Raw genomic sequence first — 14,147 nt, forward strand, 5'->3', positions numbered from 1 at the left:
ACTTTTTATTTTACAACAGAAATTACTTCTCTTCAGACCCTAACCTAATGAAAGCCAGAACAACTGTAGCAGATTAGATTTTTCTCTTTACTTATTTTACAGCATAATTATAAGTAATTACACTTCCCATTTTAAGGATAACTTCCTTAAATGGTTATAATTTATAATAATCGTTAAATAGAATATATCTACAGAACTAAAAATAGAAATGTAGGGTATACCATATAAAAAAGCTTAATAGGTGATTGTAATGGGAGAAAAACTCACGAAAGAACAAAGACGAAAGAATATGCAAGCTATAAAATCACAATCCAAGTTAGAGAACATGGTTTCACGTGAACTTTGGAAAAGAGGACTTCGCTTCAGAAAGAATGTTAAAACCTTATATGGAAAGCCTGATATAGCAATTCAAAAATATAAAGTGGTTATCTTTATAGATTCTTGCTTTTGGCATGCTTGTGATCTTCATGGTAATATTCCTAAAACGAATCAAGAGTATTGGATTAGAAAATTAAAGAGAAACAAAATTAGAGATTTAGAAGTTGAAAAATATTATTTATATAATGACTGGCATTATAAGAGGGTTTGGGAGCATGAATTAAAGAAAGATTTTTATAAAGTTATAAATGAACTCGAGTCATTTATTAAAGAGAGAAAAACTCACTGATAGCTGTTAAATCTATAATAGTTATGGCATTTGATGATTACGGAAAAGTCAAGTACTCAGAGATTTGAAATTTTATATTAAAATTGCTAGCTCTTAAAATTCACCTCATTCGTAATGGAAAATAAATCCAAAAGAGTTGATGAGTTAAAAGTATGCTAGCAATTTACATTTAGAAAATTAATTATATCTTAGCACGGCTCAAATGAAGACAGTTTACCGATAATTTATAATTGCAATTGGTGAATTTTATATTAAATTTTAAAAAACAACTTGTAAATAAACATTAACTATAGATAACTTCCCATCCTTCTTTAACCGCTTTTTGAAATAAATTATATAGAACCTTTGACTGTTTCTCAGATGGAAACGAGATTCTGCCCTCCGAATATTTTTTTAAAATGTCCCTTTGAGTAATTGTGAGAGATTTATAATTATTATTTGTCATATAATATCCATATAATTGTATCCATTCTTCAATATTGGTTTGAATAACAAATGCTTGAATTTCTATACCATTGTCTAATTCTTTTTGTTGCTTTTCTGATTTTTGTTCATATTGTACATCTTCTTTATCTTTAAACATTTTTTTGATAGGTTCTAAATCAATTTCAATACTTTTAACATCATTCCAACAAGATTCTTTTTTACACCATTGGGCTATATTTGCTGATCCAGGTGGGGGATTCGTTATCCTTTCATATACTTCCCTTGTAATTATTTTCATTATATTTTCTAGTTCAATTGGTAATCGTTGATCATCCCAGACTCTATTAAAATCAAAAAAGAGTTTCTTTTTATAAATAGTATGAGAGAGTAATGCTATTGAATAGGCAACAGTTTGTGCTCTAAAAGCATTTTCATACCATGCAGCTTTTGAAATAATTTTTTCCGTTTCTCTAAATAAAATAACCTTTGCAACTGCATCTCTAAAATAATTTTCTGTGATTGCCAAATGATTTTTCTCTAACATATCAGTTACAGAAATTGCAAAGTCTTCAAAATTATATTGTGCACCTTTTGAAACAATATGCGGTTTTCTATCCCAAGAATTTTCACTTTTTGCTAGAAAAGTCTTTTCAATTAGCTGATTCTTTGGATTTTCAATTTGAAATTGCTTTTTCTTTGCTTGGGTTAAATAAGCCTGTTCATTTAGATACTCTCCACGTACTCTTTCATAGAACCAATGAGTGCGTTTCTGAGATCCTCCACGAGTAGCCACCCATATACGCTTGGAATAATCCTTCATTTCTTTGTGAAATGGACTATTTGAAAAGAAATCAGATTTATTAACTTTATTTTGAGTATTTGCATACTGGGACACACTTGATACAAACTCACTTTTCTTCTCAATGTTATTAACAACAGATAATTTCATTTGTACAGATACATTTGAAATATCCAATTTCGAATTTTTTTTTGCAGCATATATAGCAGAAGTTGTTTGACCGCCATTTACAATTTGGAAATCAGTAATTTTGGTGATATAACCGTCTTTTGTTTCCAGCTGAGTTGCAGTTGCAGTTATCCCATTATTATAAGCAAAAAACATTTCAGGTTTATACTGTATGGTATTTCTTATTCCTTTATTGACCCCTCCTCTGAATTGCAAAAAGGTACGTACATTCTGTTCGAGGAGTTTTTGACCAAATTCATCATATATTTTAAATAATTGTTCCCCATCCATAATTCCTAAATAAGACTGATATTCACTAGATGAGTTAACAACTTTTATATATGGGATATTTAATTCAATATCGTACGAACCTGAACTATTTTCAGACATAAAGATACTATATAAATAAGTAATATCAATAATTTGATGTTCACACACTATATCTGATATTAAATTGTTAGGTATCTGGGAAATACTTTTAGTTAGTTTACCATCCGTTAATACAAGCAAACGAAATTTATCAATTAAGTTATTTTGCATAAAACGATGTATATTAAATGCCAGTGAATAAGCATCAGAGGTTTCTTCTAAATTTATAAATAATCCTTCCACACATAACTCGGCAAACTTTTTCAACCTATTAAATTTTATATTTACATGTTGTTTTGTTAATGTCTCAATTTCATCATTTTGGAAAAATTGAAAATTAATTAATGTAAATATTTTTCGGCTTTCATCATAATCATATCCATAAACTTCGGAACCGATTTTTATAAATTCTGCCATTGCATACTCGTTTGTTAAATCTCCCACTTGCATAAGGTCTTCACAAACTAATTCGAAAAATGATTGGGCTTTAAGTAGTCCACGGCTTTCGGAATCAGAAAGAATTGATTGTAAAAAATCTTGATGGAACTCTTCTAAAGTTATCATGGCTTACATCTCCATTATATTAATATATCGGGAATATTCACTTTAAACTGTGAACAACCTGATAAATCAACACTATATTTCATGTCTTTTATTAGCGAGGAAACTTGATTTAAAGAAATTCTTGGGAATTCTTCTTTTACTTCAAATCCATTAACTTTTTCTAATTTGAATTTTGATAAATCATCTTTCTGTAGTTCTGATACATAACCATACTGTTCAATCTTTTCTATGAACTCATTTAACACATTTTCCGTTTCTATTTGTAATGCAATAGTTTCGATTAAATCGACAATAGTCTTACCGGTACTAACTTCGTTTAAACCACAAGCAAAAAGAAATAAAGGTGTTTTTTCTGAATTCAATTGTTCCTTAGAGGATATCCAAACATAATTACCGGACGTCAACCTGAAGGATTTCACTTCTATTGCTAAGTTTCCCAGTAGAAAATCTTGTTTATCTCCAAGTGCTCCAACCCAACTGTGTATAGCTTGTATATTTCCATAGGCAGGGATTATGTAATCATTTAAAATTTTTAGTTCTCCGAATAATCCCATTTGTTCCTCTTTAGACATTATTTTCAGCGAAGTTTTTTGTAATAACTTCTGCCACCTTTCTAACCGTTTCATCACCTTTTCTATAACTACTTCATCATGCCCCTTCATTACATTAATTAGATCATTGCAAAGTACATAGAAAAGCTCCCAATCTTTCATTTCCTTTAATATCAATATAAGTTGATTCGGAGCTGTAGTATTATCAACCTTAATTTGAATGCCTTTAAGCTTAATTTCTTTTGGATAAATAAAATCTTCATCACATTGAATCATTAACCCATACTGATTTAACGCATCAACAATCCAAAAGACATTGTAATTAATAGAATCTTTGATTCTAATTTTACTAAGCGTACTTAGTCCGAACCATGGATTATTCATCATAGTCAATATCTTCACCAACTTCATCCTTATATGCTTCTTCAAGCTGCGTTCTGTATACATTATTAATTCGAACTTTTATACTATTAGTCTGTTTATTTTTTAAGTCAGGGAAACTTATGCCAAAACCAACAGCATTATAATTGGTACTGCTTTCTTCATAACTTAATTCTAAAGCATGTAACATAAGTAAAGGTTTTTCTAATTTCTTTCGCATTTCACGGGAGCTTAAATTTTTATGTTCTTTTTGCATTACTATACTTTCCGGTCTTGCTCGTGAAAGCTGTCTTTTTGCCACTTCAAAATATCCTTGTTTCTGCTTTCCATTACGTAATTGACGATTTAAAGTAATATTACCCTCTTGGAAAATTTCTTTTCCATTTCCATTAAACAAAACTACATCCCATTCTAATTTACTCTTTCGAATATATTCTTTTATAAAATCAATCGGCAGTCTCGATTTTATACCAAGAGGATCATTTTTGTATAAACAATAATTATTAACAAAGTTCTGAATAATAGACTTATCTACATTCTTCCAGACATGACTGTTATTTTCTATATGCTCAGCATTACTTGCTATTAGCTCTTTAGTGGTTTCTTTTAAAAGAACCTCATTTGCTTCAAGATCTTCATTTAAATTACTAATCCATCTAGTTTCTTTAATTAACCCATCTAAATTCATTTCTAAATACATCTCTTCTGTATTTTTTGACTTATTACGAGCTGTAACCTGCAAGAGACTGTCTGGATGTAATTGAACAGCTAATCCAAAATCTTCAGGGGTTAAATTCTCCTCACGCATATCATTTAAACGATTTATTAAGTCATTAGTAGCTTCAATTATAAAAGCAAATTTATTATATAAATCGTCTGTTAAGTACACCCTGCAGAGATCTTCATAACCAATTCGATATCCAAACCATCGTCCCATTTGCATTAATGTATCGTAATAAATCGTCGTTCTTAAGAAATAACTTACGCTTAAACCCTCTAATGTAAAACCACGGGACAAACTCAATCCACCGATGACAATCACATTTGACTGTATATCATCTCTATATGCTAATGGTGTTTTTGCTCGTTGATGTACATCCACAATTAGTACAGTATCAACAGAAAGACATAATTCCTTTAATATCGTTTCAAAATCAAACTCGATATTCTGTAAGTTAGAATAGAAAGTTTCTTTCATAGCTTGTAAATGAGGCGAATGCTTAAAAGGACTCGCTACCCGTCCGTATGCTTTTATATGTATCTTCAATAATTCGAAATATTCTGCTACTAGTTTTTTTATTTGGATATGAACATCTGTGAATCTGGAAATATGAATTAGCATACTATTATGTTTTTTTTGATTACGCAAGTTTCGAATAGCTATATTAATTAAGAATAAGCGAATCGCATCATGTAAACTTTCGGGTAATCTGATTAATTCTTTGTTATAATCCTTTTTGTGCTTTATCAGAAAAGGCATATCTTTGGGAATAGATTTAAAATCCTTATCTAGTTCAAACATTACCTCATTATTTGGAATTTCAACTACATATTTCTTGTCCTCGTTACCAAAAATCTTCTCAGCTCCAAAATAATTTGATGGCGCATCTAAAGCGTAAATAAAATCACGTGGGAATAAATCTTTGCCAATATCATTGTTTTGTGCTTTATGATCAATAAAAATATTAGCATATGGTGTAGCTGTATATGCAACATATGCACTTTTTTTGAATTTTTGTAAAAGTAACCGTATTTTCTCATTTATCACTGTAGGGTCTTCTTCATTTTTGGTATTTATCGATGCATAATCTGATTCATCATCAATAACCAACATAGCTTTATCCACTTGATTTTTATAATGTTTATCTAACCAATCTAAAAGGTTAGATAACGGCTTGGTATGTTTTTTTATAACAACTAAAATAGGCAACTGCATATTTTCAAAGTTTGTAGTCCCTCTAGCTTTTGCTGTCTCAATTTTAAAATCATTATCCGCATTTGTTAGACTATCAGGCATTTTTTCCCTTTTAAATCCAGCTAATTGTCCAACACCTTTATAGTTTGCTCCTATAAATACTTCATCTAATCTCTTCTGTGTCTGATCTCGAAGGTTATTTTGCCCACCCGCAATTACGACAATAAAACGATAACCTGCATCTGCAGCTTTACAAATCAAAGAGGCATAGTTTGATGTTTTTCCTGATTGGACGTGACCGACAACCATCCCGTATATTGAAAATGCATCTAAATTAGGATCAGCTAAATTGTTCATGACTGCATTCGTATCTTCACTAATCGTATTAAGTATTTCTGTTGGTAAATTACGTTTCATGTAATTCATATAGTTATTTGAATAATAGTTATCGCTTTCCAACTGTTTTTTACTCGTCCACCAAGAGAGATCTCTTGTTCTCTGTTCTTCCCCTACAACAAGAATTCCAGATGAAATACGGACAATGAAAGACTGTTCTAATTCCTTTATTATGTAAGTCCATTCCTCTTTTGATAATCGACGTATAAGTTGCTCATTTTCAATTCCTAAAATAGTCTTTAGGATTGAAGGAGGAGTAAATTCAATTACTTTTTTCCATTCTTCAATTTCTTGCGCTATCGTTTCTTCTTGCAACATACTTTGTTTTGTAAGATTTTCCATAATTTTATCTTTTACATGGTTAAACATAATATTTTTTTTAGTTTCATCAATGAGTGGCATCTTCAAAATAAGCCTCCTTATTTTTATATACTTCCGTCTTTAATAACTCTTTAATAAAAGCTTCACTGATTCCACTTGATCGCCAACTTTCAACAAGTGCTTTTATTTCGTTTTCATTTAATAATGTTTCTTGTTTCACTTTCAGTGGATTCGTATTTAACTGAGCTACAATTGCATCTAATGGCAGATAACCCTCTAATCCCATTAATATGACATTTAATAATTTATGCTGCTCATCATTAAGTTTATTTTCAAAATCTCTGATAATTGGATGACTCCTATTAATGGCAAATTGAATTTCATCTTTATCAGCAACTAGTTCCCAGAAACGAGTAGTTGTAATGTCTTCAATTTTTTTTCCTCTACCAGTAAAAGGTCTCGATCCTTTTACTGTTACTTGTTGAATAATCCGTTTTAAATCTTTCTTTATTACACTAAGGGGATTTGCATAAGACTTCTTTATATCAATACCCCATGCAAAATCTTGATTATTTGGTATATCTATTTTTATACGGACAAGCTTATGAGCATCGTTTGTTCTATGCATACCCCACCATGTGCCGTAAATAAGTAATCGGTGGGCACGGTATAAATAAAATCCCTGTGATTTTGTATAACCATCTTTCGTAGCGTAATTTTCAAATTCTTGTTGAGATAATTTGGAATGATGAGGTAATATAAATGGCTGTACAATAATTTCCGAATCCAAAAATTTTATTTTCTCCTGTACCAATTGTTGCGTTGCTATATGTTTAGGATTAAATGGGTTAAATGGTTCTAATTGTTGCCCATTCACAAAAAGTTTTAAAGCTTTTTTCCCAGGTACTATTCCTTCCAAATAGCAATGAAAAACTAAAGATAAATGACTGTTTAAAATATCAATCTTATTAGGTATGTCAGATTCTGAAAAAGCATCGATTCCGCGCCATACTACTAATGTTCCAGATTCTTGCTCCATAAACTCTTTAAATAACGGTATATTTTCGTACCCAAGTATGTCAGGCGTTATTAGTAACCATTCGTTCTTTTCTGAAATATAATCCAAGTCCCATTGTTTAATAGAGATCTCGCCGTTTTTTTTAGAAATAACAGTTAAATCGGTACATTGTGAGAAAGAAGCTGTTTTCAAGCCTAATCCAAATCTCCCTAAATCATCAGCCACTCTATGTGTATCAGGATCATTAGTAGCTAAACGCATAGCATCTATAAGTTCTTTATTGTTCATACCAAGACCATTATCTAAAATTGTAAACACTGTTTCAGGATTCGGAATACATGAAATATGTATATTGTTTGCTTTTGCAGTTATACTGTTATCAAGTACATCAGCTACAGCTACTTCGAAAACATAACCAATATCCCTTAAGGACTTAATAAAATTTGATACAATTGGTTGTACTACTTCAGTTATCAATTTTCTCACCAACTTTAAATTATTTTTCATCTTTGATCTTTGTTTATAGCTTAATGTAACTTTTATTATATTGTTACTCTATTAATGGCAAGCCACTATATTAATTTGTGGTTTTTTTTGTTGCAATCAATCTAGCAACCTTTTTTTCGTCATATTCCGGCCATTTTTGAGCACTTTATCTGAAAGAATTTTTTTGTTTAGATAACGATGAAAGGAAAGAGCTAATTTCTTTATGACCAGGCTTAAATTTACATTTTTGAATAATAATTTAATAGTACCAATAAATTTATACCAAAAAAAGTAATTCTAAAAACAATATATACAAAAAGGATGAGACACCTCATCCTTTTAATAAAAAAATATTATACAGTTTGTAATTCTTCATGCTATTGCTTCATTGTTTTTGTAAACTCAACTGTTGAGTCGATGTCCTGAACTTTATTTTTTGGGTTTTCAATATCAGAGTATAAGTCTTTACGTTAGTTTATTTTAGATTGCTACTCTTGAAGCAAGTGCAAACAGCAGAATAATTTAATAGAATTAGGAAAAATTTCAATTAGTTCCTTAATACCAATTGATTCGCTTTTAAATTTAAAAGTTGCCTTTTTTAACTTCATTAGTTCTTTAGTTACATTTTCTAAATTTTCTTGTGCAATACATTTTTCTTCATTTATCATGATGAATCTCTGCAAGATGATCAATTTTTTATTAGAGGCGAATGGTAATAGAAAGCTAGAAATCTATTACGCACCTTTTGAATATGTAAATAAACGAGCTAAAATTCGTTTTCGAGGGAATCACTCCTGGTTTACACCAAATGAAAAGGTCCTTTTCTACCGTATTGAATACAAAGGACCAAATCGAAACTGATGAAAAGATTCTTCATCAAGTAAAAACAATTCAAGCTTTGAAGGAACGATAAGAAAAAATTTAGTTCAGATGTTAGACGAGTGGTTTATAAGAATACTTAGGATTGTCTTCGACTATGGGACTATTTAATGAAGCTAGTCAACTAGTACATACAGCTTCAGTGATCACCTTTCCTGTGATTTACAATGGGGAAAACTATTCTAGAATTGATAATTAATCATTTTAGGTAAATTATCAATATTAACATTAATCTTTTTTAAAGTATTAACCACAATTTGAAACTCATTTGGTATTTCTTTAGAATTTTTCTAGTTGATCCATATTAGCAACCCTTAGGTATCCAAACTTCCTCATACCATCTTTTTGGTTATGCCATAAGTCATCATCCCCTAATCCCTTTTAGAATCCTTCTAAACAATAAATATCAATATTAATGTGATGTTAGCAATTTACTAAACTCTTAAAGTAAATTACCTTTTTAGTACTACTTCCTTTAAATAATATTAATATAAAATATGGTATTATTAGTAGTAACTTAGGAACTAAGGAGTAAGATAATGAGCACACTTCTAAATATTTGGAAAGAAAATAAAAAGTTTTTTGAATTGAAAAATGTTAAACAAATTATTTCGATTTGTGGAAATGGTGAGCTAAGAGATAACGGTGTTACATCCATGGAATTTAGAGAACTTTTAAAAAACATTTCGTCAGATTACCTTATTAAATATGCAGATGAGTGCCTTTCTGAATCTTTCCCTAATAGCGGTTTTTTATTGCAGGATATTATGAATCAAATAGGGGTAAGGCTTGGTTATAAAGTAGAAAATGGACTGTACAGGGGAACCAAGAGGAAAGAAACAATCGGTTTTGATGGAATGTGGATTGCAAAAGATGGCCATCAAATTGTAGTAGAAGTTAAGACAACTGATGCTTACCGTATAAATTTAGATACTATAGCAGATTACCGAAATAGACTTATAGAAGATAAGAAAATTTCAACAAAGTCATCTTCAATTCTGATTATAGTCGGAAGACAAGATACCGGTGATTTAGAAGCACAAATTAGGGGTTCAAGACATGCCTGGGATGTAAGGCTAATAAGTGCGGATTCATTATTAAAACTTATGATTTTAAAAGAAAATATAAACGATACCAAAACATCTCAGCAGATCAATGAAATTTTGAAGCCTTTAGAGTATACAAAGGTTGACCCATTAATAGATATAATCTTTAATACCACAGAAGATTTACAAATTGAAAATACATTACCTGAAAATATTGAAGAAGAAAAATCACTACAACTTGATGACAGGCAAGATATAGATAAAATAGCATTAAATACACTAACACCTAAGACAGCTACAGCACAATTTCATGAATTATGCATAGAAAAGGTGTCAAAGCATCTTAATACAAATTTAGTTAAACTAGGTCGTTGTTTATACAATGGGGCAAATGATGATTATCATTTAGTTTGTATTGTCTCAAAAAAATACATAAGAAAAAATTCAACTAGATATTGGTATGCCTTTCATCCAGCACAACAAGATTTTTTGCTTGAAAATAAGAATTCTTACTTAGCATTTGGATGTGGTTCAGAAAATAAAGTGATTTTTATACCGTATGAAGAATTTGAGAAGACATTGAATTTTTTAGGGAAAACTGTAAAGAGTGAAGATAAATTTTATTGGCATGTTGAAATATTCCAAAATGATAATGAGTTTACTATTAGGCAGAATAAAAAAGAAGACTTAAACATAACTAAATATTTAATTTAAAAGGAATGACTAAGTTATACCACTCCTTTTTCGCTAATAAATACATAATCTAGTTTTTTTTGCAAATAACGTTGGTTCTGCATTTCCGATCATTTCGTAATTTTGAACCACACTTCCTTTTAATTCAAAATCACCTTCAAATGTTTGTGTTCTTAACGCTTCACACACAGTAATTGATCTAGCCTGTTTAGGATCTGGATGAATATGTCTTAGACCATCCTTTTTTAGGTGAGCAGGGATTGTGTTACTGGGCTAACCCCAACGCAGTACATAATATTTATAAATATTTGATGATTTCCCACTCAGCTATGTGTATAGTTCTTTAATGATTTAGTGGATTGATTATCTGAAATTATTCTAAATATCTCTTGTGTTCCATGGGAACATGCCCATTAACTTCTTTTGTACCTGGTTGATGTGAATATTTTATTAACATTCCCGATAATCTCTTTCGAAAGTTATTAATTTAGGGAGACCAGCAACTCCATCCCTAACAGTTTAACGCATTCTTTTTTATAAAAAGCCAATTTGTTATTATTAAAAAACGGTCTCCTGATTTTGCGTTTATTCAAATTATTTTTTCCTTTTTCATGTAAGTATTCTCGGTAATGGTGAAAATTCAATAAAAATACCCTTTGTAATAAAAAAGCACACGAGATTCCAAATGTAAAAAAACGTCTGCTTTGCATTAATACTCTATGTTTTAGTTTTTGAAGTCTGAGATGATTCTCTTGTTCCTCATTTTTATTAAAGCTTATTTTCAAGAATTAATTTTTTTCTTTGTAACAATAAAACTCGATCTAGCCACTCATTAATATGCAGATTCAATAGCTGTGGCTGGTCGATCTGCAGATTGTGTCCTGCTGTTTCGAGTACAGAGAATGATGCTCTTGGGTAGTTGTCCAGAATGTCATAAACATCTTTGTAGCCAGTGATGTGATCTTGTTTACCTGTTAGTAACACCATTGGTTTATTGAACTCAACTTTGTCAATTTCAAAGCTGTATCCGTAAGCTTTTTCGATTTTACCGAGAAACACGTAATCTGCAGCTTTCAATCCTGAAACAACTTCCTCTGAATACCTCTTCCATGTGTGTTCATTTAACTTCACATTGATTCCTCTGAAGTCATCTCTTTCTTCTTTTGTTAAGGTAGATAGAAAACCTTCGTCCACTTGTAACGCCTGATGCTCCGGAAGTGTTCGGTCTTCTTTATCAGGTATAATCATCGGGCAGATTAGTGCTGCACCTAACACTCGCTCAGGCATTTTCGTAATGATCCCTCTGATCATGTAGCCGCCATAAGATTGTCCTGCGAGGAGGAATGATTCATTAGGAATTAGCTTTTCAATAAGTTCTATTACAGCTTCTAACATTTCATCTGAGTTATTAATGGTTTCATAGTCTCTCGTTTGCCCCATGCCGGGCAGATCAAGATAGATTCTTCTGTAGTCCTTTTTCTCTTGAAAGATCGGTTCCATGCACCCTTCCATTAATCGGTGGTCCGGTGAGAACCCGTGAATCATAACGATTGGAGTACCTGTTCCTATATCTTCATAATACATATGGGCTTTACTTGCTTGATAATATGACATGACGATCCCTCGTTTCTTTTTATTCACGAATATACGTTCGATAAAAGTAGTATAATTCCTCCTGCTTTTTTATGTTAATATCAGGAATATACATTGATAATAAAGGAAGATCGTTTCATGAAAGATTATTTGATTCGTTTGTTTTTCGGAATATTAGCATTTGGTATTTATTTTGGAGTAAAACTTATACTTCATAAAGAGGTCCGTGTAGACTTTTTCTTCGTCCCAGTTATGATCGCTGGCGGCTGGGGTGGCTCGCGTCTTTATAAGTATTTTCAAAATAAAAATGTTGTATTGAAATAAAAATGAGCTTAGGAGATGGATCATTCTCCTAAGCTCATTTTTTTATAGTTTTGGATTCAAAGGCGTGAGTTCTAATTCGGGCTTTTGGTGTTCTTCTTGTTCGAGTAGTGATTTTTCGCTGTATACAAACTTAGATACTGGCAGGTCAATTGGTTTCATGATTTGCTTTTCTGGATTCGTCATTGACAGCATAACTATCCCTCCTTACCAGGTTTACTCATAATGTTCCCTCGTTATTATCTTAATAAACCTTTTTTAGCAAAAATAGGGCTTCAGTCCTGATGAGTTGTCTTAAGCGTGACTAAAGCGTTATGATACATATTATGATAAACAGAGGGCTTTTGCCTCTCCTGTGAAAGGGATGAATTCTTTGAGATTTGGTGTGATTGGTACAAACTTTATAACAGAACGTTTTATTGAATCAGCAAGTATGATCGAGGATTTTTCATTGAATGCGGTCTATTCCCGTACAGAAGATCGTGCAAAGGAATTTGCAGCGAAGTATAACGTTACTTCGACTTTTACTGATATCGTAGAGATGGCTTCAAGTGGCGAGATTGATGCAGTCTATATTGCAAGTCCAACGTCCTTTCATTATGAACAGTCCATGATCTTCATGAAACACGGCAAGCATGTGCTTTGTGAAAAACCAGTCGCTTCTAACGCGAAGGAACTTGAGCGAATGATTGCAACCGCAAAAGAAAACAACGTTCTTTTAATGGAAGCAATGCGTTCTACGATGACCCCTAACTTTAAAAGTGTAATGGATAACATACATAAAATTGGACCTGTCCGCCGTTACGTCGGAAGCTCGTGTCAGTACTCCTCCCGCTATGATGCGTATAAGGAAGGAAAGGTATTAAACGCGTTCAATCCAATTTTCTCGAACGGCTCTCTCATGGATATCGGGACTTACTGTTTGTATCCTATGGTCGTACTGTTTGGTAAGCCTGAACTCGTAAAAGCAAACGGCTATTTGCTCGGATCTGGTGTGGACGGTGAAGGAAGCATCCTTTTAAACTATGAAGACAAAGAAGCAGTTGTGATGTACTCGAAGATTTCGAACTCTTATGCACCATCAGAGATTCAAGGCGAGAAAGGCAGCATTCTGATCGACCATATCCAGAACATGACGAAAGTGGAGATCCGCTATAAAGATGGATCCACAGAAGATATCACACAAGTGCAGGACAAACCATCCATGTATTATGAAGCTAAGGAATTTATCGAATTCGCGAAACTACGAAAGCTGGAGTCTGAGATCAACTCCCATGAAAACAGTTTAAGAGTCATGAAGATCATGGATGAGGCTAGAAAGCAGATTGGACTCGTGTTCCCTGCTGATACCCGCTCACTCGATGACGTGGATTACACACCGAACGACAGAACTGCAGACGGACTGTTAAACTTAATCAAGGGACTGTCGAACGAAGAACGGCGGAAGCTTCTCGATAAAATGTAAGCTGAGTACTACAATAAGACTGGTTTTCGTTGTGAGCTTGAGGATTATTATTGAATGCTATAATTCAAAACGCTTAGTTCTCAAGAACT

12 protein-coding genes are annotated in these 14,147 nt (G+C 32.0%); 4 read left to right on the forward strand and 8 right to left on the reverse strand.

Annotated elements, in window-relative coordinates; all coding sequences use genetic code 11:
- Nucleotides 1–250 precede the first annotated feature (250 nt).
- On the forward strand, nucleotides 251–667 hold the full coding sequence (locus RGB74_RS13560) for a very short patch repair endonuclease (protein ID WP_310759832.1): 417 nt from the start codon (nucleotides 251–253) through the stop codon (nucleotides 665–667).
- A gap of 283 nt (nucleotides 668–950) precedes the next feature.
- On the opposite strand, the gene RGB74_RS13565 is transcribed toward RGB74_RS13560, so the two are convergent.
- From RGB74_RS13565 to RGB74_RS13585, 5 genes are all read right to left on the reverse strand, one after another.
- Nucleotides 951–2,993 (reverse strand): AIPR family protein, encoded by a 2,043-nt coding sequence (locus tag RGB74_RS13565; protein ID WP_310759833.1) that lies wholly within the window; start codon nucleotides 2,991–2,993, stop codon nucleotides 951–953.
- Between the two features lie 14 nt (nucleotides 2,994–3,007).
- Nucleotides 3,008–3,955, reverse strand: coding sequence for a PD-(D/E)XK motif protein (locus RGB74_RS13570; RefSeq protein ID WP_310759834.1), 948 nt, complete (start codon nucleotides 3,953–3,955; stop codon nucleotides 3,008–3,010).
- The gene (locus RGB74_RS13575) at nucleotides 3,921–6,638 is read right to left on the reverse strand and encodes a Z1 domain-containing protein (RefSeq protein WP_310762881.1); all 2,718 of its coding nucleotides are present in this window, start codon (nucleotides 6,636–6,638) and stop codon (nucleotides 3,921–3,923) included. The genes RGB74_RS13570 and RGB74_RS13575 overlap by 35 nt, the downstream gene beginning before the upstream one ends.
- Nucleotides 6,625–8,061: an ATP-binding protein gene (locus tag RGB74_RS13580; RefSeq protein ID WP_310762882.1), complete on the reverse strand. Its 1,437-nt coding sequence runs from the start codon at nucleotides 8,059–8,061 to the stop codon at nucleotides 6,625–6,627. Before RGB74_RS13580 ends, RGB74_RS13575 begins: the two co-directional genes overlap by 14 nt.
- Nucleotides 8,062–8,549: 488 nt before the next feature.
- The gene (locus tag RGB74_RS13585) at nucleotides 8,550–8,729 is read right to left on the reverse strand and encodes a hypothetical protein (protein WP_310759835.1); all 180 of its coding nucleotides are present in this window, start codon (nucleotides 8,727–8,729) and stop codon (nucleotides 8,550–8,552) included.
- Nucleotides 8,730–9,479: 750 nt separating this feature from the next.
- Here RGB74_RS13585 and RGB74_RS13590 point away from each other — a divergent pair.
- Nucleotides 9,480–10,700 (forward strand): hypothetical protein, encoded by a 1,221-nt coding sequence (locus RGB74_RS13590; protein WP_310759836.1) that lies wholly within the window; start codon nucleotides 9,480–9,482, stop codon nucleotides 10,698–10,700.
- 33 nt (nucleotides 10,701–10,733) lie between these two features.
- Here RGB74_RS13590 and RGB74_RS13595 read toward each other — a convergent pair whose 3' ends face one another.
- Both RGB74_RS13595 and RGB74_RS13600 read right to left on the reverse strand, forming a co-directional pair.
- Nucleotides 10,734–10,940, reverse strand: a complete 207-nt coding sequence (locus tag RGB74_RS13595) for a DNA cytosine methyltransferase (RefSeq protein WP_396136070.1) — start codon at nucleotides 10,938–10,940, stop codon at nucleotides 10,734–10,736.
- Between the two features lie 507 nt (nucleotides 10,941–11,447).
- Nucleotides 11,448–12,293, reverse strand: a complete 846-nt coding sequence (locus RGB74_RS13600) for an alpha/beta fold hydrolase (protein ID WP_310759838.1) — start codon at nucleotides 12,291–12,293, stop codon at nucleotides 11,448–11,450.
- Between the two features lie 117 nt (nucleotides 12,294–12,410).
- Here RGB74_RS13600 and RGB74_RS13605 point away from each other — a divergent pair, with 117 nt between their 5' ends.
- A complete protein-coding gene (locus tag RGB74_RS13605; RefSeq protein ID WP_310759839.1) occupies nucleotides 12,411–12,596 on the forward strand; it encodes a hypothetical protein in 186 nt (61 codons plus the stop codon).
- 42 nt (nucleotides 12,597–12,638) lie between these two features.
- Here RGB74_RS13605 and RGB74_RS13610 read toward each other — a convergent pair whose 3' ends face one another.
- Entirely contained in the window at nucleotides 12,639–12,788 is a 150-nt protein-coding gene (locus tag RGB74_RS13610; RefSeq protein ID WP_310759840.1) for a hypothetical protein, read from the reverse strand.
- Between the two features lie 178 nt (nucleotides 12,789–12,966).
- Between RGB74_RS13610 and RGB74_RS13615 the strand changes: the two genes are divergently transcribed.
- Entirely contained in the window at nucleotides 12,967–14,058 is a 1,092-nt protein-coding gene (locus RGB74_RS13615; RefSeq protein ID WP_310759841.1) for a Gfo/Idh/MocA family protein, read from the forward strand.
- Nucleotides 14,059–14,147: the final 89 nt, after the last annotated feature.

It is taken from the genome of Bacillus sp. NEB1478 (assembly GCF_031582965.1).
Taxonomy (GTDB): Bacteria; Bacillota; Bacilli; order Bacillales; family Fictibacillaceae; genus Fictibacillus.

Excerpts from the sequence above, each read along its gene's own strand:
- RGB74_RS13560 (WP_310759832.1), top strand. The coding sequence starts at position 251 with ATGGGAGAAAAACTCACGAAAGAACAAAGACGAAAGAATATGCAAGCT.
- RGB74_RS13565 (WP_310759833.1), bottom strand. The coding sequence starts at position 2,993 with ATGATAACTTTAGAAGAGTTCCATCAAGATTTTTTACAATCAATTCTT.
- RGB74_RS13570 (WP_310759834.1), bottom strand. The coding sequence starts at position 3,955 with ATGAAGTTGGTGAAGATATTGACTATGATGAATAATCCATGGTTCGGA.
- RGB74_RS13575 (WP_310762881.1), bottom strand. The coding sequence starts at position 6,638 with ATGCCACTCATTGATGAAACTAAAAAAAATATTATGTTTAACCATGTA.
- RGB74_RS13585 (WP_310759835.1), bottom strand. The coding sequence starts at position 8,729 with ATGATAAATGAAGAAAAATGTATTGCACAAGAAAATTTAGAAAATGTA.
- RGB74_RS13590 (WP_310759836.1), top strand. The coding sequence starts at position 9,480 with ATGAGCACACTTCTAAATATTTGGAAAGAAAATAAAAAGTTTTTTGAA.
- RGB74_RS13600 (WP_310759838.1), bottom strand. The coding sequence starts at position 12,293 with ATGTCATATTATCAAGCAAGTAAAGCCCATATGTATTATGAAGATATA.
- RGB74_RS13605 (WP_310759839.1), top strand. The coding sequence starts at position 12,411 with ATGAAAGATTATTTGATTCGTTTGTTTTTCGGAATATTAGCATTTGGT.
- RGB74_RS13610 (WP_310759840.1), bottom strand. The coding sequence starts at position 12,788 with ATGCTGTCAATGACGAATCCAGAAAAGCAAATCATGAAACCAATTGAC.